Source organism: Novosphingopyxis sp. (assembly GCF_965218915.1).
Classification (GTDB): Bacteria; Pseudomonadota; Alphaproteobacteria; order Sphingomonadales; family Sphingomonadaceae; genus Novosphingopyxis.
In genome coordinates this window covers 582958-605292 of sequence record NZ_OZ244708.1, presented here as the reverse complement: position 1 = coordinate 605292, position 22335 = coordinate 582958, and the positions used below count along the sequence as shown (strand labels likewise).

Annotated in this window: 21 protein-coding genes and 1 riboswitch; of the genes, 9 read left to right on the top strand and 12 right to left on the bottom strand. The window is 65.9% G+C overall.

The genetic code is table 11. The features are described from left to right. Positions 1-112: 112 nt before the first annotated feature. Genes ACOQPC_RS02875 through ACOQPC_RS02850 form a run of 6 tightly spaced genes read right to left on the bottom strand, consistent with a single transcriptional unit; the run spans position 113 to position 6001 of the window. On the bottom strand, positions 113-970 hold the full coding sequence (locus ACOQPC_RS02875) for an RDD family protein (protein ID WP_420607162.1): 858 nt from the start codon (positions 968-970) through the stop codon (positions 113-115). Next, entirely contained in the window at positions 960-1970 is a 1011-nt protein-coding gene (locus ACOQPC_RS02870; protein ID WP_420607161.1) for a stage II sporulation protein M, read from the bottom strand. The genes ACOQPC_RS02875 and ACOQPC_RS02870 overlap by 11 nt, the downstream gene beginning before the upstream one ends. Beyond that, the gene (locus ACOQPC_RS02865; RefSeq protein WP_420607160.1) at positions 1967-3280 is read right to left on the bottom strand and encodes a DUF58 domain-containing protein; all 1314 of its coding nucleotides are present in this window, start codon (positions 3278-3280) and stop codon (positions 1967-1969) included. The genes ACOQPC_RS02870 and ACOQPC_RS02865 overlap by 4 nt, the downstream gene beginning before the upstream one ends. Next, positions 3277-4233, bottom strand: coding sequence for an AAA family ATPase (locus ACOQPC_RS02860; protein ID WP_420607159.1), 957 nt, complete (start codon positions 4231-4233; stop codon positions 3277-3279). The genes ACOQPC_RS02865 and ACOQPC_RS02860 overlap by 4 nt, the downstream gene beginning before the upstream one ends. Further along, positions 4233-5408 (bottom strand): DUF4350 domain-containing protein, encoded by a 1176-nt coding sequence (locus tag ACOQPC_RS02855; RefSeq protein WP_420607158.1) that lies wholly within the window; start codon positions 5406-5408, stop codon positions 4233-4235. The genes ACOQPC_RS02860 and ACOQPC_RS02855 overlap by 1 nt, the downstream gene beginning before the upstream one ends. Then, positions 5405-6001 carry a hypothetical protein gene (locus ACOQPC_RS02850; protein ID WP_420607157.1) on the bottom strand — a complete coding sequence of 199 codons (597 nt, stop codon included), beginning with the start codon at positions 5999-6001 and terminating at the stop codon, positions 5405-5407. Before ACOQPC_RS02850 ends, ACOQPC_RS02855 begins: the two co-directional genes overlap by 4 nt. A gap of 161 nt (positions 6002-6162) precedes the next feature. Between ACOQPC_RS02850 and serS the strand changes: the two genes are divergently transcribed. The 4 genes from serS to ACOQPC_RS02830 all read left to right on the top strand — a co-directional run bounded on the left by serS (position 6163) and on the right by ACOQPC_RS02830 (position 8799). Next, a complete protein-coding gene (gene serS / locus ACOQPC_RS02845) occupies positions 6163-7446 on the top strand; it encodes a serine--tRNA ligase (protein WP_420607156.1) in 1284 nt (427 codons plus the stop codon). Between the two features lie 70 nt (positions 7447-7516). Then, a complete protein-coding gene (pgsA, locus tag ACOQPC_RS02840) occupies positions 7517-8089 on the top strand; it encodes a CDP-diacylglycerol--glycerol-3-phosphate 3-phosphatidyltransferase (protein WP_420607155.1) in 573 nt (190 codons plus the stop codon). 6 nt (positions 8090-8095) lie between these two features. Continuing rightward, positions 8096-8341 carry a molybdopterin converting factor subunit 1 gene (gene moaD / locus ACOQPC_RS02835; protein WP_420607154.1) on the top strand — a complete coding sequence of 82 codons (246 nt, stop codon included), beginning with the start codon at positions 8096-8098 and terminating at the stop codon, positions 8339-8341. Next, positions 8338-8799, top strand: coding sequence for a molybdenum cofactor biosynthesis protein MoaE (locus tag ACOQPC_RS02830; protein ID WP_420607153.1), 462 nt, complete (start codon positions 8338-8340; stop codon positions 8797-8799). Before moaD ends, ACOQPC_RS02830 begins: the two co-directional genes overlap by 4 nt. Positions 8800-8929: 130 nt before the next feature. On the opposite strand, the gene ACOQPC_RS02825 is transcribed toward ACOQPC_RS02830, so the two are convergent. Continuing rightward, the gene (locus ACOQPC_RS02825; RefSeq protein ID WP_420607152.1) at positions 8930-9604 is read right to left on the bottom strand and encodes a DJ-1/PfpI family protein; all 675 of its coding nucleotides are present in this window, start codon (positions 9602-9604) and stop codon (positions 8930-8932) included. 18 nt (positions 9605-9622) lie between these two features. Continuing rightward, a riboswitch (ZMP/ZTP riboswitch) is annotated at positions 9623-9705 on the bottom strand. 225 nt (positions 9706-9930) lie between these two features. On the opposite strand from ACOQPC_RS02825, the gene ACOQPC_RS02820 reads away from it, so the two are divergent. Continuing rightward, entirely contained in the window at positions 9931-11328 is a 1398-nt protein-coding gene (locus ACOQPC_RS02820) for an MATE family efflux transporter (protein ID WP_420607151.1), read from the top strand. A 19-nt stretch (positions 11329-11347) separates the two neighbouring features. Here the strand turns inward: ACOQPC_RS02820 and ACOQPC_RS02815 are convergent, their stop codons facing one another. Next, the gene (locus ACOQPC_RS02815; protein ID WP_420607150.1) at positions 11348-11653 is read right to left on the bottom strand and encodes a hypothetical protein; all 306 of its coding nucleotides are present in this window, start codon (positions 11651-11653) and stop codon (positions 11348-11350) included. Positions 11654-11852: 199 nt separating this feature from the next. Here ACOQPC_RS02815 and polA point away from each other — a divergent pair, with 199 nt between their 5' ends. Then, entirely contained in the window at positions 11853-14651 is a 2799-nt protein-coding gene (gene polA / locus ACOQPC_RS02810) for a DNA polymerase I (RefSeq protein ID WP_420607149.1), read from the top strand. Positions 14652-14781: 130 nt separating this feature from the next. Further along, on the top strand, positions 14782-15084 hold the full coding sequence (locus tag ACOQPC_RS02805) for a GIY-YIG nuclease family protein (protein WP_420607148.1): 303 nt from the start codon (positions 14782-14784) through the stop codon (positions 15082-15084). A gap of 149 nt (positions 15085-15233) precedes the next feature. Here the strand turns inward: ACOQPC_RS02805 and ACOQPC_RS02800 are convergent, their stop codons facing one another. After that, the gene (locus ACOQPC_RS02800) at positions 15234-16241 is read right to left on the bottom strand and encodes an ATP-grasp fold amidoligase family protein (RefSeq protein ID WP_420607147.1); all 1008 of its coding nucleotides are present in this window, start codon (positions 16239-16241) and stop codon (positions 15234-15236) included. 176 nt (positions 16242-16417) lie between these two features. On the opposite strand from ACOQPC_RS02800, the gene ACOQPC_RS02795 reads away from it, so the two are divergent. After that, positions 16418-17071 carry a c-type cytochrome gene (locus tag ACOQPC_RS02795; RefSeq protein WP_420608051.1) on the top strand — a complete coding sequence of 218 codons (654 nt, stop codon included), beginning with the start codon at positions 16418-16420 and terminating at the stop codon, positions 17069-17071. A 20-nt stretch (positions 17072-17091) separates the two neighbouring features. Here the strand turns inward: ACOQPC_RS02795 and ACOQPC_RS02790 are convergent, their stop codons facing one another. The 3 genes from ACOQPC_RS02790 to ACOQPC_RS02780 are packed head-to-tail and all read right to left on the bottom strand — an operon-like array spanning position 17092 to position 20952. Further along, the gene (locus ACOQPC_RS02790) at positions 17092-17964 is read right to left on the bottom strand and encodes an LOG family protein (RefSeq protein ID WP_420607146.1); all 873 of its coding nucleotides are present in this window, start codon (positions 17962-17964) and stop codon (positions 17092-17094) included. Between the two features lie 28 nt (positions 17965-17992). After that, positions 17993-18658 carry an extensin family protein gene (locus ACOQPC_RS02785; protein WP_420607145.1) on the bottom strand — a complete coding sequence of 222 codons (666 nt, stop codon included), beginning with the start codon at positions 18656-18658 and terminating at the stop codon, positions 17993-17995. Positions 18659-18699: 41 nt separating this feature from the next. Continuing rightward, positions 18700-20952, bottom strand: coding sequence for a putative bifunctional diguanylate cyclase/phosphodiesterase (locus ACOQPC_RS02780; protein ID WP_420607144.1), 2253 nt, complete (start codon positions 20950-20952; stop codon positions 18700-18702). Positions 20953-21127: 175 nt separating this feature from the next. Between ACOQPC_RS02780 and ACOQPC_RS02775 the strand changes: the two genes are divergently transcribed. Then, the gene (locus ACOQPC_RS02775) at positions 21128-22294 is read left to right on the top strand and encodes a phosphoserine transaminase (protein ID WP_420607143.1); all 1167 of its coding nucleotides are present in this window, start codon (positions 21128-21130) and stop codon (positions 22292-22294) included. The last annotated feature ends 41 nt before the right edge of the window (positions 22295-22335 follow it).

Sequence of the window (22335 nt, the reverse complement as noted above, 5' to 3'; positions counted from 1 at the left end):
TTTGAAACGAACCCAACTTGCGCTCCTGCGAAGGCAGGAGCCCATCACCGAACCTTACCTGCTGGGCTCCTGCCTTCGCAGGAGCACGCCATCGGGTCAAATGGGGACAAGCTCAGACATCATGCTTGTCCTCTCGCCGCGTGCCGAGCAGCACCTCGCGCTCCAGATGGGTACGCAGCCCGCGATAATAATCGGTGAGGAACTGCCGGTCGTCGGGCAGCGGCCCGTCATAGCCGATCCGCCGGGCGATGGCGTCCGCCACGGTGCGCTCCGCGCGCTCGTCGCCCACCCGCAGCACGTCCTCCAGCTTGTGCAACTCGTGAATGCCGTAGGCGTCGAGCGCAAAGTCGGTGAACTCGAAATGCACCTCCTGCGCCTGCGCCAGATCCTCCTCTCGCTTCTTTTTCGGCCGTTCGACCACCCAGGTGCCCGCCAGCAGATCGCCGATCCGCATCCGGTCCCGGTTGAACGTCAGGAATAAAGAGAAGCCGAGCGCCCAGATCAACCCGGCCAGCACCGCCCAGCCGCTGCCGTCACCCGTCGCGGCCATGCTGGCCATCACCATGAACGGCAGGAAGATCTCGACCTCGCGCATCAGGTTGCGCGCGATGACCTGATCGATCGACAGCGGCCCGCCATCGCGCGACACCACGCGCAGACCCATGATACGCTTGCCCCATGTCGCCGCAGCCCCGCGCGCCTCGAACAGGATGAAATAAACGCTGCGCAGCGCGAAGCCCGATAGCGCAAGGATGATGATGATCGGCTCCGCCGCGCCGCTGCCCAGCGTGCCGAACGCCAGGATCAGCATGGTTATGATCACGCCCATGATCAGGCCGATGAACAGAAAATCGAGGATCAGCGCGATCAGCCGTGTGCTGGCCGAGGCGATAATCACGCCGAGCGGCACCCCCTCGGGCGTCAGCAGATCGCGGCGGCGCTTTTCGGATGGCAGGACCCTAGTCGCCATCGAAGCGGCTCTTCGGGCGGAGCAGATAGAAATAGCTGCACCAGCCGGCCAGCATAAAGGCGCCAATGGCGTAGCGCGCGGCGGTGACGGTGATCGTCTGGCGCCCGATCCCCTCCAGCAGGCCGGCCACCAGCAGCATGACCACCACGCCGACCATCGCCGTCGCCGCGCTGCGCCCGGCCTCGGCGGCGGCATCGATGCGCGCGCGGTCGCCCGGAAAGGCGACGGCGCTGCCGATGCGGATGCCCGCGGCGGCGGCCAGCACGATCGCGAACAGCTCCGTGGTGCCGTGGATGAACAGCCAGCCGCCCAGCTCCACGCCGAGCCCCTTGGCGGCATAGATCTGCAACAGCGCGCCGACCATGCAGCCATGATAGAGCACCAGCAGGATCGTCGGCAGGCCAAAGGCGAAGCCCAGCGCGAAGCACAGGATCGCGACCTGGCTGTTATGCACGAACAATTGCACCGCGAAGCCGGTGAGAAACCCGTCGCCGCCGCCGCCGAACAATATCTCGCGCAAGGGACCCGCGGCGACCTCGGGCCCGCGTCCCTGCGCCAGCTCCGGCGGCACGAAGGCGGCGTACCAGCTCGGATCGGACGCCACGAGCGCCCAGCCTACACCCACACCCAGCAACAGCAGCGCCAGCATCGCCAGCGTCTCGCGCCACAAGGCGCGCACGGCGGCGGGCCAGTCGGCGAGAAAGAAGCGCGCGACGCGGCCGGTCAGGCCCGCACGATTGCCATAGAGCCGGTAATAGCCGCGCAAGGACAACGCCTCGAGATGCGCGATCAGCGCCTGGTCAAGCGAGATCGCGCGCGCCAGCGACAGCGAGCTGAGCGTGCCGCGGTAAAGCCTGGGAAGCTGCAGCAGCTCGTCTTCGCTCAGCCGCTTGGGACCGCGCTTGTCGAGCCGACCCAGCAGCGCCTCGAACGCCGCCCAGTCCTCCTCGCGCTCGGCGCGGAAATTGGCCGCGCTCTGGATCGGGGCCGCGCTACTCACAGCTTCTGCGCCTTTACGATGTCGAGATAGCGGGTGACCAACTGCGGCCCCATATCGCGCCAGTCGGCCTCCAGCACCTCGGCGCCCGCCAGCCGCAGCCGCTCGATCACCAGCTTGCGCTCGCGCAGCAGCGTGCCCGCGGCAACCGCGCGCGCCACATCCTCGCTGTCGCCCGGCACCGCGTCGACCAGGCTTTCCAGCTCCTCGTCGCGCATCATCAGGAACAACACGACATGTTTGGACGTCAGCCGCGCGGCGGTGCGCAGCATCAGCTCGGCGCTGGCCGGATCGACGAAATCGGTGAAGATGACCACCAGCGAGCGCCGGTCGAGCCGCGCATCGAGGCTGGTGAGGCCGAGCGTGAAATTGGTTTCCTGGCTCGAATAATCGATCCGCGCGGCCAGCCGCTGGAGCTGCGCGAACCCAGCCAAGCCGCGCACCGCGCCGCTGGCGACATGCGGATGCGAATCGAATGAGAACAGCCGCACCCCGTCCCCCGCTTTCAGCGCCACGAACGCGGTCAGCAGCGCGGCCGAAATCGCTCGGTCGATGCGCGGCAGGCCCGCCACCGGCTCGCACATCAGCCGCCCGCTATCGATCGCCAGCACCAGACTGTTCGCGGTTTCGGCGCGATATTCCTTGGCGAGCAGCCGCGAATGGCGCGCGCTGCGCTTCCAGTCGATCATCCGCCGCTCCATGCCGCGCCGATAATCGGTCAGCGCCTCGAACTCGCGGCCCTGGCCGATGCGCGGCTCAACGCGTTCGCCGATCATCGCGTCGCGGCGCAGCAGTCTCATCGCATCCTCGCGCACGCCGTCCATGTCCGGCTGGATCGCCACCTGCGTCTGCGAATCGATCACGCGCTGCTTCCACACCAGCCCGAACGGCCCGCGCCAGCGCAGCCATAACGGGCCGAGCCGCGACAATCCGCGCCGCGCCGCGACCAGATGGTGCACCGCGCCGCCATCATCGCCGCCGTCGCCGCTCAGCATCAGTTTCGGCGCCAGCGTTCCCGTGTCGCTCAGCAGTGCGTCATGGCCGAGCCGCGCCTCGACCCGCCCGCTGACGCCCGTCACCGCGATGCGCACCGGCACCCCGGCGCCCACGCCGACCATGGCGGGTGCGCCGACGATCGCCTGCGCCGCCTTCGGCCCCGCTCCCGCCAGCGCATCGACCAGCATGAAGCCGAGGATCAGCGCGATCCACAGCAACGCCAGATGCCACCAAGCCGGGACCAGCAAGGCGGCGAGCAGCGCCGGCAGTGCGCCCGCTCCGGCCAGCGCGATCGCCCGGCCGCTGGGATAGATCATCGCGGCGCCTCGGTCGCCTCGACCAGTTCGTGCACGATCGTCTCGACATCGCGCGCGTCGATCTGCGCCGTCGGGGACAGCGTGACGCGGTGGCGCAGCGCCGGGACGGCGAGCGTCTTCACATCGTCGGGGATCACATAATCGCGCCCTTCCAGCGCCGCGCGCGCCCGCGCGCCGCGCGCCAGCATCGCGCCCGACCGCGGGGACGCGCCGATGCCGATGTCCGCGCTGGTCCGCGTGGCGCGCACCAGCCGCACGATATAGTCGGCGACCTCGTCCACCATCGTCACCCGCTCCACCGTGTCCAGCGCCTCGGCCAACTTCGCGGCATCCGCCTGCGCCGTGATGCCATAATCGGCCGGTCCCTGCGACGCCGCGCCGCCGCCATGCGCCAGCACGATGCTGCGCTCCTCGGCCTCGTCCGGATAGGCCAGCACATGCTTGAACAGGAAGCGGTCGAGCTGCGCCTCGGGCAGCGGATAGACGCCCTGATGCTCGATCGGGTTCTGCGTCGCGATCACGGTGAAGCGCGGCGACAGCTGATGCGTCTCGCCGTCGAAGGTGACCGATCGCTCCTGCATCGCCTCCAGCAGGGCAGCCTGCGTCTTGGGCGGCGTGCGGTTGATCTCGTCGGCCAGCAGCAGATCGCAGAACACCGGGCCTTTCGTTTGCGTGAAGCTGCCGGTCTGCAGATTGTAGATGTTCGAACCGATGATATCGCCCGGCATCAAATCGGGCGTAAACTGGATGCGCCCATAATCGAGCCCCAGCGCGACGGAAAAGCAACGCGCGGTCAGCGTCTTGGCGGTGCCCGGCGGCCCTTCGAGCAGGATATGCCCGCGCGCGAACAGCGCGGTCAGCATCAGATCGATCATGTCGGCCTGCCCGGTGATCGCCTTGGCCGTTTCGCGCCGGATCGCCTCGGCCAGCGTCTGCACTTCGGTGATGTCCATTATCTCTTTCCTTCGATCCATTGGGCCAGCGCGCGGGCGCTGCCGTGTAGCTGTTCCTCGCCACTGGCGCGCTCCACGGCCGCCGCTCGCGACGTGAAGGGCTCCGGCTCGCTTCCGGCACCGCCCCGATGATCTAGCCATTCGCTGAGCCGCTCTCCGCCGAGCGAGGGCGGCGCGCCCCAGCGTTCGCCCGCGCGCCGCCGCATCGTTTCCGCATAGCGCGGCCCCAGCCCGGAAATCTTGCCCGCACGGCGCAGCAGATCGGCGGTGGTCTCCACCAGCGCGCCCTTGCCGAACGCGAACACACGGGCGCGGCGCGTCACCGGGCCGAAACGCGCGAAACCGTGGAGCAGGGCAAGCAGCCCGGCGAACAGCAGGATGATGGTGAGCGGCAGGAACGGCGGATCGAACAACAATTTGCCCAGATTGCGCCCGCCCGCATCGGCCAGCCGCGGCGTGGCGATCATCACCGAATCTCCAGTGTAACGCAGGTCATCAATCATCGCGAACATCGCGCGGGCGTTGACCAGATCGTCGATCCCGCCATTGTTCATGAAATCGGGATCGGTCAGCACCCAATGCGGCCGATCCTCCGCTTCGATCAGCAGGCCCTCGGGATAACCATCCAGCATGTATGGATCGCCGACTGCGACATGCAATTTCTCGGGCAGCCGCACCGGCACGCCCGCGATCGAGGCACGCCCGCCGCCATCGGTTTCTTGAAGCTCACCGGGCGCGATCGCCTCCAGCAGCGTATCGAGCCCTTCCACCGGATAGGTCTCACTCGCCTGCACCTTGTCGCTGCTTAGCCCGATCGGCACCGCCGCCCATTTTGGCAGCACGAACAGCGTCGGCTCGTCGGGCCGCGCCTCGACGATCTGGTCCAACTTATCGGGCTGATCGGTCGCATCGACAAACACGATCAGCAGGCCTTTTCGTCCGAGTTCGTCGGTCCGGCTCAGCGTTTCGGTCTTCGGCCCGGCCTCTTCCAGCAACCGCACGAAGCCCGAATAGCCGACCGCGCTGTTCGACGCGGGCGTGGCGGTGACGCCGATATTGCCGGCGACATTGGGCGCGTAACTGGACAGCACGAAAAACAGGATCGCCGCGATCAGGCTGGCGGCGATGCCCAGCAGGACGGTGCGCTTACCGAAAGGATTTTCGTGCGCGCTCATACCGCGTGCCAGCTGCCGGAAAAGGCGAACTGTTCATAGGCCGCGCGCGCCTCTCGCCAGCCCGGCTCGCCCACCGGCCGCCGCGCGAACAAGGCACGCTCGACGATGCTCGCCATCGATCCGAACGCCTCGCGCGCGCGCTGCGGCAGGCTTGGCGCGGCGGCGATGTCGCGCGCGGTCAGGGACGGCATCAGAAAGTCCGGCAGGCGTCCCGCTATGTCCTCGACCGAGCGGCGCAGCAGCAGATGCACCGCCTCCTCATAACGCCCGCGCGCCGCCAGCGCCTCCGCCTCCGACAGCAGCGTGCGCGCCTTGGCCTCGTCGGGAAGCCAGCTTTCGGCGTCGTCCTCTGCCGCGTTTCTCTGCCACGGCCAGCGAATGGCGACGCCGAGCAGATCGCGCAGCACCCAATAGAGGATCATCGCCGCGATCAGCGCCAGCCCGGTCCAGAATAAATACGGCACGGCGGGGGCAAGCCATTGCAGGAAATCGATCAGCGGCTGCAGCCATTCCGGCGGCTTGGGCTCACGATAGGGCGGCAGGTCGAACTGGATCGACGGGTCCAGAAGCAGCGCGCGATGCGCCGTCTCCAACTTCGCGTCTCCGGCGCCCCCCGCCGCTGGAACTCGACCAACCGTCATCGCGGGCGACAGTGGCGGCGCGCCCGGCGAATGGCAAGCGCTAGACGCCCCGGCGCCCAGGCTTTATGCGCACGCTCATACGCCATGCTTATCCGACCGGAAACCGATCCGCCATGCTCGATATCAAACGCATCCGTAACGACCCTGAGGACGTGCTCGCCGCGCTAGCGAAGCGCGAGATGGACGTGGACCTGGCACCGATCCTGAAGCTGGACGAGGAACTGCGCGCGCTGACCGGCCGGGTCGACGCGGTGCAAGCCGAGCGCAACGTCATCGCCAAGGCCCTAAGTCAGAAGGGGGGGGGGCAGGTCAAGGGCAAGCCCGATCAAGAGGCCATCGCCAAGGCGAGCGCGCTGAAGGCGGAGGCGGCGGAGCTGGCGGGCGAGCAGGCGGCGCTGCGCGCGCGCTTCGACGAGGCGATGGCCGGCCTGCCCAATTTGCCCGACGACCGCGTTCCGCCCGGCGGCAAGGAAGCCAATCGGGTGCTGCGCCATTGGGGCGAGAAGCCCGTTCTGGATGACAAGGCGCTCAGCCATTTGGAACTGATCGAGAAGCACGGGCTGGTCGATTTCGAACGCGGCGTGAAGATGGCGGGCAGCAATTTCTGGCTCTACACCGGCGACGGCGCGGCGCTGGAATGGTCGCTGCTCGACTGGTTCAACCGCAGCCACCACCGCGACGGCTACACTTTCTTCCTGCCGCCGCATCTGCTGCTGCCCGAGAGCGGCTACGGCGCGGGGCAGTTCCCCAAATTCTACGACGACGTGTTCCATATCGCGGTGAAGGAAGGCGGGCAGGAGCGCTTTCTGCTGCCGACCGCCGAGACTGCGCTCCTGAACATCTACCGCGACGAAATCCTTCCCGCCGAAAAGCTGCCGATCAAGGCGTTCGCCTACACCCCCTGCTACCGGCGCGAGGGCGGCGGCGCGCGTGCGGACGAGCGCGGCACCGTGCGCGGGCATCAGTTCAACAAGGTCGAGATGTTCCAGTTCGTGGACGAGGACCAGGGCGAGGCGGCGCTGGAGGAACTGTTGAGCCGCGCCGAGTCCTTGCTGCAGGAGCTCGGCCTGCATTATCGCACCGTGCTGCTCGCGGCGGGCGATGTCAGCGCATCGATGGCGGTGACCTACGATGTCGAGGTGTGGCTACCCAGCATCGGCGATTACAAGGAAGTGAGCTCGGTCAGCTGGGCGAAGGACTATCAGGCGCGCCGCGCGCGCATCCGCACGCGCGGCAAGGACGACAAGCAGACGCGCTTCGTCCACACGCTCAACGGTTCGGGTCTGGCCACCAGCCGGCTGTTCCCCGCAATCCTGGAACAGCATCAGCAGCCCGATGGCAGCATTCTCATTCCCGAACCGCTTCGCGCTTGGATGGGCAAGGACCGCATCGGTTAGAAAGCCGATCGTTAAGCTGGCGAAACATCTGGATGACGGGCGGGCTCGGCTCCGCTATCGAGGCCCCGACATGCTTTCGCTGCCCAATATCCTCACCCTGTCGCGTATCTTGGCGGTGCCGATCCTCGCTTTCCTGCTGTGGCCCGATTTCGAGCCGATCGGGCTTCAACCGCGCCAGCTCGATTATCTGTTCGCCTTCGGGCTGTACTGCCTGATGGGCATCACCGATTATTTCGACGGCTATCTGGCGCGCGCCAGCGGCACGGTGTCGCGGCTCGGCCAGTTTCTCGATCCGATCGCCGACAAGATCATGATCGCCGCGGTGATCCTGATGCTGGTCTTCACCCGCGACATCCAGGGCTACAACGTGTTCGCCGCGCTGGTGATTTTGCTCCGCGAGATCATCGTTTCGGGCCTGCGCGAATTCCTGTCCGGCATCCAGGTGTCGATGCCGGTCTCCCGGCTCGCCAAATGGAAGACCACCGCGCAGCTCGTCGCCTTCGGCGCGATCATCCTGGCGGGCGGCCTGCCGATGTGGACCTTCATCCCCATCGCCGGGCTGATCCTGCTGTGGGTTGCGGCGATCCTGACGCTGATCACCGGCTGGGACTATCTGCGCCTCGGCATCCGGCACATGGACTGAACGCGGATGCGGATCGTCTATTTCGCCTGGGTGCGCGAGCAGATCGGCCTCGATGAGGAAGCCGCGCCCGAGGGCGCTTCGACGGTCGCCGATCTGCTCGAAATGCTGCGCAGCAAAGGCGGCGGCCATGCTGCGGCATTCGCCGACGAAACCAAGCTCAGGTTCGCACTCGACAAGCTGATGGTGAAGCCGGACGCCAAGCTCGGCGACGCCGGGGAACTCGCCATCTTTCCCCCGGTAACCGGCGGATGATCGAGGTACGGGTGCAGGCCGGGCCGTTCGATCTCGGCGGGGATCTGGAGCGGCTTGCGGCGACCGGCGCGGGCGCGGTGGCGAGCTTTTGCGGCATCGTGCGCGCCGATGGCGATCCGGCTTATCCGGACCGCCGCGTAACCGCGCTCGAGCTCGAACATTATCCCGGCATGACCGAAGCGGCGCTGCGCACTCTCGCCGAGAGCGCGACCGAGCGCTTCAGGCTGACCGGCGCCCTGATAATCCACCGCGTCGGCAAACTCGATGCAGGCGATCCCATCGTGCTCGCCGCCGCCGCCGCCGCCCACCGCGCCGACGCGCTCGACGCCTGCGCCTATCTGATCGACCGGCTGAAGACGGACGCGCCGTTCTGGAAGAAACAGCATTTCGCCGACGGCAGCGCGAAGTGGTTAGAGGCGAAAGATAGCGACGATGCACGCGCGGCGGGCTGGGAGTAGAGAGTGCCATGCTCCCCCAGACATCGTCATTCCGGGCTTGACCCGGAATCCAGGGCAACCGCAGCACTGTAACCGTCCTGGATTCCGGCTTTCGCCGGAATGACGGGAGCGTTTGGCGGCAAGCTCCTTACTAACGCTCCAACGCCCGTTCCATCCGCTGCGCCGCATCGTCGTAGACCCGCTCGCGCAGCCAGCCCGTCAGCGCCGCGCCCGAACTGCGCGGATGGCCGCCCGCGAACGGCGGGGCAGGATCATATTCGAGCACCAGCTGCACCGCGCGCGCGGTGCGCTCGCCGGCCACCTCGGCGATCACGCGCAGCGCGAAATCGATGCCCGAGGTCACGCCGCCAGCGGTGATGACGTTGCCGTCGATCACCACCCGCTCGTCGGCATGGATCGCACCGACCAGCGGCAGCAGCTGCGTATAGCCCCAATGCGTGGTGGCGCGCCGCCCTTTCAGGAAACCGGCCCGGCCCAGCAGGAAGGCTTCGGTGCAGACCGAGGTGACATAATCGGCGCTCGCGGCCTGGCGCGCGATGAAATCGATCAGCGCGCCGTCGCCCAGCGCATCGGCGACACCCAGGCCTCCGGGCACGCATAGCAACCGGGCCTGCGGACAATCGTCAAAGCCCGCGTTCGGCAGGATTGCGAAACCACTGTCGGTGACGACCGGATCGGGGCGGGCCGCGACGACCTGAACCTGAGCGTGCGGCAGGCGCGAGAGAAACTGCGCCGGCCCCGCGAAATCGAGCTGGGTCACGCCGGAAAAAATCGGAAAGACGATATGATAGGGTGCGTCGGTCATGGGCTGGCTCCGTCGTCGATGGATCGCCCAGGCGCACGGCTCGTTCGTCGCGCGCTCCCCGGTGGTGTTCCACCTCGTTCGCGCCAGTCGCGCGCGGCATGGTTTATATATCGGCTTTTTCCGCCGGACAATTATAAAGAATATTCGCGCCGCTGAACGCGAACGAAGCCGCAGCGCTTCGCTTCCATCCTGATAAAACAACGTCATCCCGGACTTGCTCCGGGATTCAGGGCGGGATGGCACTTCGGCTGGACCCTGGATTCCGGGTCGAGCCCGGAATGACGCCGGTGTTGTAGGGGCCAACCAACCCCGCCATATCCGCCGCCATGACCGAAACCGGAAAACTCACCCGCGGACCCGTCCGCTATCATCTGTTCCACCAGACCTGGCCCGCGCTGATCGGCGTCGCGGCGCTGATGTCGATCGGGATCGTCGACGCCTATTTCGTGGGGCGGGAGGGCGCCGACCAGCTCGCCGCGATCAGCTTCATCTTTCCGATCGTCACGGCGCTTTCCAGCCTCGGCGTGGGCGTGATCGTCGGCATCAATTCGGTGGTCAGCAGGGCGCTGGGCCGGGGCGAGCACGACCTCGCCGAAACGCGCGGGCTGCAGGGCTTCGTCATCGCCGGGTTCGCGGGTGTGGCGATCGGCCTGCTGCTGTGGCTGTTCCAGGGCGATCTGTTCGCCGCGATGAACGCGGGCGGCGATCTGGAGCCGCTGATCACCGCTTATATGACGCCCTACGCGCTCGGCTTTCCCTTCGTTATGGCGATGATGAGCCTGAGCGGCATGTTGCGCGGACAGGGCGCGGCGATGCGCAGTTCGATCATCCTGATCGTCAACGCCGCGGCCAACTGGGTGCTCGATCCGATGCTGATCGCCGGCTGGGGGCCGTTGCCGGGCTACGGCATCGCGGGCGCGGCCTATGCCAGCGTGATCGCGTTCGGGCTCGCGGGGATCACCGCCTTCGCGCTGCTGCAGAGCAGCGATCTGAAACTGCGCCTGTCGCGCTTCAGCCGCGCGGGATGGGGCGAGGGCGCGCGCGCGCTGATCCGCGTGGGCGGGCCGGCCGCGATCTCTAACAGCATCAACCCGATCGGCCTCGCCGTGCTGACCGGCTTCCTCGCCACCTACGGCAAGGATGCCGTCGCCGGTTACGGCGCGGCCGGGCGGCTGCAGAGTTTCGCGGTGGTCCCGCTGCTCGCCTTGTCGGGCTCGATCGGCGCGATCGTCGGGCAGAACTGGGGCGCGGGGCAGGAGGGGCGCGCGCGCAAGGCGTTGCTCTACGCGGTCGGCTTCGCGGTCCTCTACGGGCTGGCCGTGGCAGCGCTGCTGGTCGGGTTCGCCAGCGATTTCGCCGGACTGTTCACGGACAGCCAGCCGGTGATCGATGCCGCCGCGCAATATCTCGCCATCGCCGCCTGGGGCTATGGGCTCTACGGCGCGCTGATCGTCTCCAACGGTGCGCTCAACGCCATCGACCGTGCGGGCCAGGCGCTGATGGTCTCAGTCGGCCGGGTGCTGCTGGTGATGGTGCCGGCGGCCTGGCTGCTCGGCAGGCTATGGCGGGAGGGCGGCGTGTTCGCGGCGGAACTGGCGGCCAATCTGGTCGGCGGATCGATCGCTTTCTGGATTGCGTGGAAAGTCCTGAAAGACGGCGTGAACGCACAAAGGGCGCGCTCGCATGAAGCGGGCGCGCCCTCCGAAGTTCAACCGGCCGAATAACGACCGGTTCGAAGGAAGATCAGTCTTCCTTGGCGTCCTTGACCGTGGTGTCCTGCATGTCCGCTTCGGCGCGGGCAGCGGCATCGTCGGTATTGTCGGCGGCGTTGTCGGCCGCGTTTTCGATGTTGTTGCCGGCCTCGTCGAGCGAATCGCCCGCGGCCTGCGTGCCCGCCTCGATCGCGTTGCCGGCGTTCTCGGCACCGGTTTCGACGTCGTTGCCGATGGCGTCGGCGGCGGCGCCGGTCTTGTCCTGCGCTTCCTGCGAACAGGCCGACAGGCCGAGCGCCGCGGTGGCAACCAAGCCGGTGATGATGATCTTACGCATTAAAAATTCCTTCGGTAATGATTCCGATGCCCAACGGGGGCAGGAGGTATTTAGGGCCAGCCTATAATAAAATCAAGCCGAACCGTGCATTATCGGCGGTGAAATGCGACGAACTGTGAGTTGAGCGATATCAGCAGCTATCGCGGCGGGTTCAAAACTGATGATGGAAAGGCGGCGCGCGCCTCGCTATCTCTGCTTCATGCCTGATCAACCGCATCTCTTCCTCGTCGACGGCTCGGCCTATATCTTCCGCGCCTATCACCGCCTGCCGCCGCTTACGAACAAGCATGGCGAGCCGGTCGGCGCGGTCTATGGCTACACCACCATGCTGTGGAAGCTGGTCGACGATCTCAACGCCGCCGACGGTCCCACCCATATGGCGGTGATCTTCGATTATAGCGCGAAGACCTTTCGCAATGATCTCTACGCCGAGTACAAGGCACACCGGCCCGAGCCACCCGACGACCTGAAGCCGCAATTCCCGATGATCCGCGACGCCACGCGCGCCTTCTCGCTGCCCTGCATCGAGGAGGAGGGCGTCGAGGCGGACGACATCATCGCCACCTATGCCAAGCTGGCGCTGACCGCAGGGTTCAAGGTCACCATCGTATCGTCCGACAAGGATCTGATGCAGCTGATCGAGCCGGGGCTGGACCTGTACGACACGATGAACGATCGGCGGCTCGGCGCCGATTATGTCCACGAAAAATTCGGGGTCGCGCCGGACAAGCTCGGCGATATCCTCGCGTTGATGGGCGACAGCGTGGACAATGTCCCCGGCGTGCCCGGCATCGGGCCCAAAACCGCGGCCAAGCTGATCGAGGAGCATGGCGACCTCGACGCCGTGCTCGCCGCCGCGCCGGACATGAAGAAGTCGAAGATGAAGGAGAACCTCGTCGAACACAGCGACGATGCGCGGCTCAGCCGCGTGCTGGTGACGCTGAAGGAGGATTGCGCGGTGCCCCAGCCGCTCGAGGATTTCGCGCTGAAGGGCATCCCCGAGGCACCGTTGCGCGAATTTCTCGAACATCACGGCTTCGGCTCGCTGCTCAAACGCTTAGGCCAAGTGACTGGCGGGCGCGGCCCCAAGCCGACGCTGGGCGAAACGGCCGAAAATCCCGCCCGGCCGCAAGGCACCGCGACGCTGCCGGACATGCCCAAGATCGACACCGCAGCCTATGTCTGCATCACCGCGATCGATGCGCTGGATCACTGGATCGCACGTGCCCACGAAGAGGGCATGGTCGGTTTCGATACCGAGACCGACAGCCTGGAGGCGGTGACGGCGGAGCTGCTCGGCATCAGTCTCGCCGTCGCGCCGAACGAGGCCTGCTACATCCCGATCGGCCATGGCGGCGGAGACATGTTCGGCGAGCGGCCGGTGCAGTGCGAGATAGAAGCGGTGCTCGCCAAGCTGAAGCCGCTGCTCGAGGACGACAGCGTCCTCAAGATCGGGCAGAACCTCAAATACGACATGTCGGTGCTCGCGCAGTACGGCATTGCGCTGGCGCCCTATGACGATACCATGGTGATGAGCTTCTGCCTCGACGCCGGGCAGGAGGTGGGCGGCGGCCATGGCATGGATGCGCTCGCCAGGGCTCATCTGGACCATGAACCGATCGCCTATAAATCGCTCACCGGCACCGGCAAGAAGGCGATCGGCTTCCATGCCGTACCGCTGAAGGACGCCACCTGCTACGCCGCCGAGGATGCCGACGTGACGCTCAGGCTGTGGAAGCATCTCAAGCTGCGCATGGCGCCCGAGGGCGCGAGCCAGGTCTACGAGCGGGTCGACCGGCCGCTGGTGCCGGTGGTCGCGCGGATGGAATGCCGCGGCATCAAGGTCGACCGCGAGGCGCTGAGCCGCCTGTCGGCCGAGTTCGCCAAGCAGATGGAAGCGCTGGAAGCGACGATCCACGATCTCGCAGGCGAGCCGTTCGCGATCGGCAGCCCCAAGCAGCTGGGCGACATCCTGTTCGACAAGATGGGCCTGAAGGGCGGCAAAAAAGGAAAATCCGGTCAGTACAGCACCGACCAGAGCGTGCTGGAAAAGCTCGACGCACAAGGTGTGGAGATGGCCGGCAAGGTGCTCGAATGGCGCCAGCTGTCGAAGCTCAAATCCACTTATACCGACGCGCTGCAGGCACAGATCAACGCGAAAACCGGCCGCGTGCACACCAGTTACAGCCTCGTCGGCGCGCAGACCGGGCGGCTGTCGTCGACCGACCCCAACCTCCAGAACATCCCGATCCGCACCGCGATCGGCCGGCAAATCCGCGAGGCTTTCGTCGCCGAGCCGGGCAATGTGCTGCTCGCCGCCGATTACAGCCAGATCGAGCTGCGCCTCGCCGCGCACATCGCCGACGTGCCCGAACTCAAGCAGGCGTTCGCGGCGGGCGAGGACATCCACGACCGCACCGCGCGCGAACTGTTCGGCGAGGTGAACCGCGATACGCGCGGGCGCGCCAAGACGATCAATTTCGCGATCCTCTACGGCATCAGCCGCTGGGGGCTCGCGCGAAGGCTGGAGGTCGAGCCCGACGAGGCGCAGGCGATGATCGACACCTATTTTCAGCGCTTCCCGGGGATCGCGCAATATATGAACCGCACGCTCGAACAGGTGCGATCGAAGGGCTTCAGCGAGACGCTGTTCGGCCGCAAGACCCATTTCCCGCGGATCAATTCGAGGAACCAGACCGAGCGCCAAGGGTCCGAGCGCGCCGCGATCAACGCCCCGATCCAGGGCACCAGCGCGGATATCATCAAGCGCGCCATGGCCCGCATGGAACCCGCGCTGGACGAGGCCGGATTGCCCGATGTCAAAATGCTGTTGCAGGTGCACGACGAGCTGGTGTTCGAACTGCCGGAGGGCGATGTGGCGGCGGCCAGGCCGGTGATCGAGCGCGTCATGGCCGAAGCGGCGACCCCTGCCGTGCAATTGTCGGTGCCTCTGGGCGTCGAGATCGGGACGGGCAAAAGCTGGGACGCGGCGCACTAGCGCAAGCGGCTGCGCTCATAGGCCCGAGATGCCAGCTTTCGCTGGCATGACGAGGAAAGGTGATTCCAAAAAACTACGTCATGCCAGCGAAAGCTGGCATCCCGGGCAATCGAGAACTAAGCTTGCCCACATGAGCAAAGGCGGCTGGGTCTACATCATGACGAACAGGCGTTATGGCGTCCTGTACATCGGCGTGACTTCGAACCTGCCCGCAAGGATCGCCCAACATCGCGAAGGCAGAGGCAGCGTCTTCACGCGGCGCTACAAGCTGCGCCGGCTGGTCCACGCCGAACCGCACCCAACCATCGAAGACGCGATCCGACGTGAGAAAGCGATGAAGGCTTGGCAGCGTCCGTGGAAATTAGAGCTGATCGAAGAGCATAATCCTGGGTGGGACGATCTGTACGCCCATGTGATCGAAGCGTTGTTCTGAGCCGCCTTAGATCCCAGCTTTCGCTGGGATGACGCCGGTTTTTGAAATCTCGCCATTCGCGTCATCCCAGCGAAAGCTGGGATCTCAGGCCGGATTGCTCAAACCCATCGCCAAGGCCCTGTCCTACAACCCGCAGGGCACGCTAGAACTCACTCATGCCCGCCATCAAATTCCTCGTTTCGACTCATAGACACCAAACTGTTCATCGACAGCACAGCACGTTCCGACTGAGTTTCGGCGCTACGTGGGTCGGACTTACGCGAACTTCCAAACCGCGAATCGCGCTCCAACGCCGCACCCCATTTCGCGCCGATCGCCCGGTCCAGCGCTACCGGATCGAACGGATCGAGGCCCGATCCCGGATAGAAGGAAAATTCGCCGAAGCGCGGGCCGGCGTCGGTGTCGTAAAAGTCGCAGCGCACGAAATCGAAATCACGTCCCAGCGCTTCCGCCGCCTCGATCATCGCGTGAATGCTCCCCGGAAACGCCGGGCGGTCGCCCTTCGGATCGTTGGACACGGGATTGAGATCGCGGTCGAACAGCAGCCAGCGATGGGCCGATTCGCGCTCGAGATGCACCTGCACATAGGCGGCTTGGCCTCCGAACACGTAGATCTTGTAATCGACCGGCAGAGCGCCGCCGCGCCCGACAAATGGCTCGACGAGGAGCCCGCGCGGCACGTCGCGATAGGCCCATTCGTCCAGCCAGATACCATATTCGCGCTTCATCCAGCGCGCCGACCGCGCGCGGATCGTCGTCCAGTCCTCGTCGGCGCCGCGCACGAACGCGGTCTGATTGCAGCCATGGCGCGATTTGACCACGAACGGCGCGGGCCACGTCGGCATCTCGGGAAGGGCGGTGCCTTGCCACAAGGTCGGCACGGTCCATTGTTCGCCCAGCCGATCGGCCGCATAAGCCTTCGCTCCAACTTTATCGGTGAGGCGCGGCAAGCGCGGATCGCGATCGAACAATTTGCGCGCCTGCACGCGCTCGGTAAAGCTTTGCGGGTCGGCAAGGTCGAGCAGCCGCCGGTGACGCCAGAGATAGCAGAGATGTATGCGCAGGCTGCGGTGCATCGGCGCACGGGCGATGCGTTCGGGGACGGCTGGACGGTCGACAGCGACCGGAGCTTCGAGCGCGAGCGACCCTACGTTCAAAACGCCTGCTTCCGGTCCAGTTTCGGTCTCGACATGAAAGCTCCAACGCGCCGGAGCACGGAATCGCTTCACCGGGCCTTGCCACTGGCGCGGTCGGCCTCTAAATCGCCCCTGACCTCATCATCACGGGCGCGCGCGGCCTTGCGCATCGCCTCCAACGCATTCAGGGCATGAGCATGGACGATCGCAACAATATCCTGGCCGGATGGATCCTCGCGGGCGGCATCGCCGCGCTCGGCCTGTCGATCGGCTTCGGCAGCGTTTTCCATACGGAAAACCCCGAAGGCAAGCAAATGGGCTATTTCATCGAGGAAACGGCCGCCGCGGCGGGCGCGGCCAGCGGCCCGCCGCTCGCCGCGCTGCTCGCCAAGTCGGACGTCGCGCACGGCGAGGCGGTGTTCAAGAAATGCGCCGCCTGCCACACGATCAACGCCGGTGGGGCCAACGGCATCGGCCCGAACCTGCACGGCGTGGTCGGCGAGGCGATCGGCAAGGGCGTCGGCGGTTTCGCCTTCTCCGACGCGCTGGCCTCGGTCGGCGGTCAATGGACGTTCGATCAGCTCGGCAGCTGGCTCGAAAGCCCGCGCAAGTTCGCGCCGGGGACCAAGATGACCTTTGCCGGGCTCGGCGATCCGCAGGACCGCGCCGACATCATCGCCTATCTCAACGCGCAAGGCTCGAACCTGCCCTTCCCGCCGCCGCCCGCCGAGGGTGAGGCCGACGCCGACGCGACCGAAAGCGCGGCCGCGCCGGTGGAAGGCGGAGAGGGCGGCGCGGCGACTGACGCGAAGACGGTGGGCGAAGCGACCGAGCCCGCCCCCGCCGGCTGAGCCACGGACGGTGCGCGGTTTCAGGCTGCGTCGAGCTCGTAGAATTCGCAGATCTTCTGCCAGCCCTCTTCCGCCGTCTCGACGATCCGGAACAGGTCGAGATCGGTCGGACTGATCGTGCCTTCGAGCAGCAGCTCGTCGAAATCGATCACCCGCGTCCAGAAATCGCGACCGTAGAGCAGGATCGGCATCTTCGCGACCTTGCCGGTCTGCACCAGGGTGAGCAGCTCGAAAAACTCGTCGAACGTGCCGAACCCGCCGGGAAAGGCTGCGACGGCGCGGGCGCGCAGCAGGAAGTGCATCTTGCGCAGCGCGAAATAATGGAAGCGGAAGGATAGCGACGGCGTGACATAGCCGTTGGGTGCCTGCTCGTGCGGCAGCACGATGTTGAGCCCGATCGACTCCTTGCCGGCGTCGGCCGCGCCGCGATTGGCGGCTTCCATGATCGAGGGGCCGCCGCCCGAGCAGACCACGAAATGGCGCTTGCCGTCGGTCTCGCGAAACTCGCTGCTGCTGGCGAGAAAGGCGAGCCTGCGCGCCTCCTCGTAATAGCGCGCCTTGTCGGCGAGCCGCCCGGCGATTACCTTGGCCTGGTCGTCCACCGCCGCGTCGACCAAGCTTTGCGCCTTTTCGGGCGAGGGGATGCGCGCCGAGCCGTAGATGACGAGGGTGGAGCCGATGCCCTGCTCCTCGAGCATCATTTCGGGCTTCAACAGTTCCAGCTGGAAGCGAACCGGCCGCAGTTCCTCGCGCAGCAGGAAATCCTTGTCCTGGAACGCCAGCCGATAGGCCGGATCGAGCGTCTGCGGCGTCTCGACCGCTTCGTCGTCGACAAAGCGCGCTTCCTGTTTGGCGCGGTAGAAGCGCCGTTCCTTGATGTTCTTCTTGCTCATGATGGCGCGGAACTAAGCGAGCGAGCGTCTAGCGGCAATAGCCGTCGCCCGACATGTCGAAATGAAGGTGGTTGTAATGCGCCGCATTGTAATCGGGACCGAGCACGGTACCGAAGCGGCGGCAGGCCGATGCGTGCAGCGCGCGAAGGAAAGCCCGTTCCTGCGGCGAACCGTTCCAGCCCTGCTCGACGCTGATCCGGCGGCCGTCGGCGAGCACGAAGGCGGACACATCGACCGCATTGGCAAAGGCGTGCTGCGACAATTTGCCCGACGATGCGCCGTTGACGTTGCGGCAGGCATAGCTGCCCATGGTTTCGATCCGCACCACCTGACCGCCCAGCATCTGCCGCGCGGCGGGCTGCACCGCATATTGCGCCCAAGCGGCGAAATTGCGCGCCAGGGGGCAGGTCAGCGCGCCGAGATTGGTCGTCGGCGTGCCGATATCGAGCAGCTTGACCGTGTCGATCGTGCGGCACCCGCCCCCGAAATCGCGGTTGGGCAGCGCCTCGAACGCTACCGACGCCTTGCCCAGATCGGCCAGGCACTGGCGGCTTTCCGCTGAAGCAAATGCCGCTCCACCCACCGCCGCGGCCGGACGGGCTGGCGCATCGCCGCGACCGGTCGGCAGCATATCGCAGCCGCCGACCATGATCGGGGACAATAGGAGGAACAGGAGACGCAAACGCCAGGCCATGGCGCGACGCTAAGCCCCCATGGTTAACGATCGGCGAACGATCAGGCGGAGCCGCGCCGCGCTCCGCTATCGGCCGATGCGCCGGCCATGCCTCCGGCATCGCCATTCCTGCCGTCGCGCCAGCCGGTCTGGACCTTGAACTTGCTGGCATCGCCCAAAGCGTCCAGCGCAATCGGTTCGTCGAACTCGACGCCCATCTGGTTCTCCTGCGACCAGCGCGCGGTCGCGCCCACCAGAAGACGATTGTCGAGCTCCAGCCTGAACCTGGTGCCCGCCGGCACGTCCCACAGCCCGTCGATCATCGCTCCGGTGGACGAAATGTTGCGCACCAACCCTTCGTAACAGAAGCCGTCATTGTGCACCCCGATGCGTCTGAAGATACGTCTGCGCAGGGGACGGTTGGCCTGAAACCCCTCGGCGCTGGCATGGCCGCCCCGCTCGCCCAGCAGCGTCGTGGCGGCCGCGGCATCCATCGGTTTGCCGTATATGTAGCCTTGAACGTGACTGCAGCCGAGCTGACGGATCAGCGCCAGCTCGTCGTGCGTTTCGGCCCCTTCCGCGGTGGTATCCATGCCGAGCGCTTCGGCCAGGCTGACGATCGAGGCGATGATCGCCCCGTTCATGCTGCCCTTCTGCGCGGCGCCCCGCACGAAGCTCTGGTCGATCTTGATCTTGTCGAACGGCACCTTTTTCAGATAACCGAGCGCCGAATAGCCGGTGCCGAAATCGTCGAGCGCGAGACGAACGCCGGTCGACTTCAGCCGGTTGAAGATGTCGATATTGTCATTCCCGCCATCCAGGAACACGCTCTCGGTCACCTCCAGCTCGAGCTGAGCGGGCGCGATGCCGGTCTGGGCGATAGCGTTCAGCACCACGGCGGTGATGTCCCCGGCGGCGAACTGCGTCGGCGAGACGTTGACGGCGACGCGCAGGCCCTCGGGCCATGCCGCGATCTGCGCGCAGGCGCTGCGAATGGTCCATTCGCCGATGCGCGCGATAAGATTGGCCTCTTCGGCAATGGGGATGAAGATGTCCGGGCTGATCCTGCCGCGCGTGGGATGGTCCCAGCGGGTCAGCACCTCGAAGCCGGCAATCTTCTCGGTCGCGACATCGACCACCGGCTGGTAGACCAGCGACAGCTCGCCACGGCCCAGCGCATCGCGCAGATCCTCTTCCAGCGTGCGCCGTTCGGAGGCCTGCTCGTGCATCGCCTGCTCGTAGAAACGGAAGGTGCCACGCCCGGCGTCCTTGGCGCAATAGAGCGCGAGATCGGCATTGCGTACCAGCGCGGAAGGCTTGGTCTCGCCGCGCTCGTGCACCGCGATGCCGATCGACGCGCCGATCCGGACCTGCGATCCCTCGACGATATAGGGGAGCGAAACCGCATCGATGATCCGCGCCGCCAATTTCTCCAGATCGGCGATCCCGGTCAGCTTGGGCAGCACGATCTGGAACTCGTCGCCGCCGATGCGGCCCACGGTGCCATGCTCGTCGATTACCCGCTGCAGCCGCTCGGCCACCTGTTCGAGCAGAGCGTCGCCCGCCGGATGGCCGAGCGTATCGTTGACCTGCTTGAACCGATCGAGATCGAGCAGGAAAAGTGTGCACGGCTCGATCTTGCCCATGTGACCCTTGAGCGATTGCTCGAGCAGCCGGTTGATCTCCAGCCGGTTGGCGAGCCCGGTCAGCGTGTCGTAGCGCGCGAGTTGCTGAAACGCATTCTGCGTCTCGCGCATGTCGGTGAGGTCGGTGCCGCTGCCGCGATATCCCTGAAAATTGCCGAACTCGTCGATCACCGGATGCCCCGAAACCGACCACCAGCGCTCCTCGTCGGCAGCGACCTTGATCGAGATGTCGCTGAACGCGGTGCGCGAGGACAGATGAAACCCCAAGCTGCGCTCTTCGCGCTCGTCGTCGCGCTTGCCGATTTGCGCGATCAGGCTGGTAAACTGCTTGCCGAGCACCTCGTCAGAGCCGAGCCCGATCCGCTGCGCGACCTGCGGAGTGATGTAGCGCAAGATGCCGTGGCGGTCCGTTTCCCAGAACCAGCCGCGTCCGTCGCGCTCGTAATCCCCCAGCAAGGCGGCGGCGCGCAGCACCTCGTCGGAACGTTTGTCCTGCTCGAAACCGCGCCGATCGATCCGGCGTTGAATAAGCAGGACGAACGCCGTCGCCATCGCGATCAACACGATCTCGATCAACGTCGCGACGTTCAGACGGAGCGAAACGGCAAGCGGAACCAGGCTCGGTACGCAATAGGCCAACAAGGTCCACGGACGGGCACGAAACTTCATGGGCCGCGCAATAAACGAACAACCTTTCCGCTTCGTAACCATATCGGCCCGCGTCATTGCTCGTCCTACCGATTATTGCGGTGCAGCGCTTGACTTGACGCCACGTCGCTTTAGGTCGGCCAGCGGGCCACGCCGTCCCAACGCGGCGCGCGCTCTCTGCAAGGAGAAGCTTGAAATGACCGACGTGGATACACCCGAATTGCGCCCGGAGCGCCCCTTTTTCTCCTCCGGCCCCACCGCAAAGCCCCCCGGCTGGTCGTTCGACCGTTTGAAAACCGAATCGCTCGGCCGCTCGCATCGGTCGAAGATCGGCAAGGAGCGGCTCAAATATGCCATCGATCTGACCCGCGAGCTGCTCGGCGTTCCGCAAGACTATCTGATCGGCATCATGCCCGGCTCCGATACCGGCGCGCTGGAATGCGCGATGTGGACGATGCTGGGCAAGGGCCCCGCCACCGTCGCCGCCTGGGAAAGTTTCGGAAACGTCTGGATTCAGGACGCGGCGAAACAGCTGAAGCTGAAGGACCTCACCGTTCTCGACGCCGATTATGGCCAGCTGCCCGATCTGGGCTCGATCCCCGCGGACAACGACATCGTGTTCACCTGGAACGGCACCACGTCGGGCGTGCGCATCGCGGACACCGATTTCATCGCGGACGACCGCACCGGCGTCACCATCAACGACGCCACCTCGGCGATCTTCGCGCAGCCGATGGACTGGCCCAAGCTCGATGCGACCACGTTCAGCTGGCAAAAGGTGATGGGATCGGAGGCCGCGCACGGCATGCTGATCCTGAGCCCGCGCGCCGTCGAGCGGATCGAAAGCTACGATCCCAGCTGGCCGCTGCCCAAGCTGTTTCGCCTCAAGAAAGGCGGGCAGTTGAACCGCGCGATCTTCGAGGGCGCGACGATCAACACGCCCTCGATGATGGCGACCGAGGATTATATCGCCTCGCTCGAATGGGCCAAGAGCATCGGCGGCCTGCCGGCGATGCATGACCGGGCCGACGCCAATGCCAGGATCATGACCGACTGGATCGAGGCGACGCCCTGGCTGCGCAACATGGTCGATGATCCCAAGCTGCGCACCAACACCGGCGTGTGCTTCGTCTTTCAGGGCGCATTCTACGACAGGCTGGACGACGAGACCAAGGCTACGGTGCCGAAGAAAATCGCGGCGATGCTCGAAGAGCTGGGCGTGGCCTATGATTTCAACGGCTATCGCGATGCTCCGCCAAGCCTTCGGGTGTGGTGCGGCGGCACGGTGGAGCAGGAAGACCTGAAACGCCTGATCCCGTGGATCGAATGGGCCTATGCCCAGGTGAAAGCCGAGCTTTCCTAAGCGAGCTTGAGCCGCTGCGCTCCTGCGAAAGCAGGGGCCCA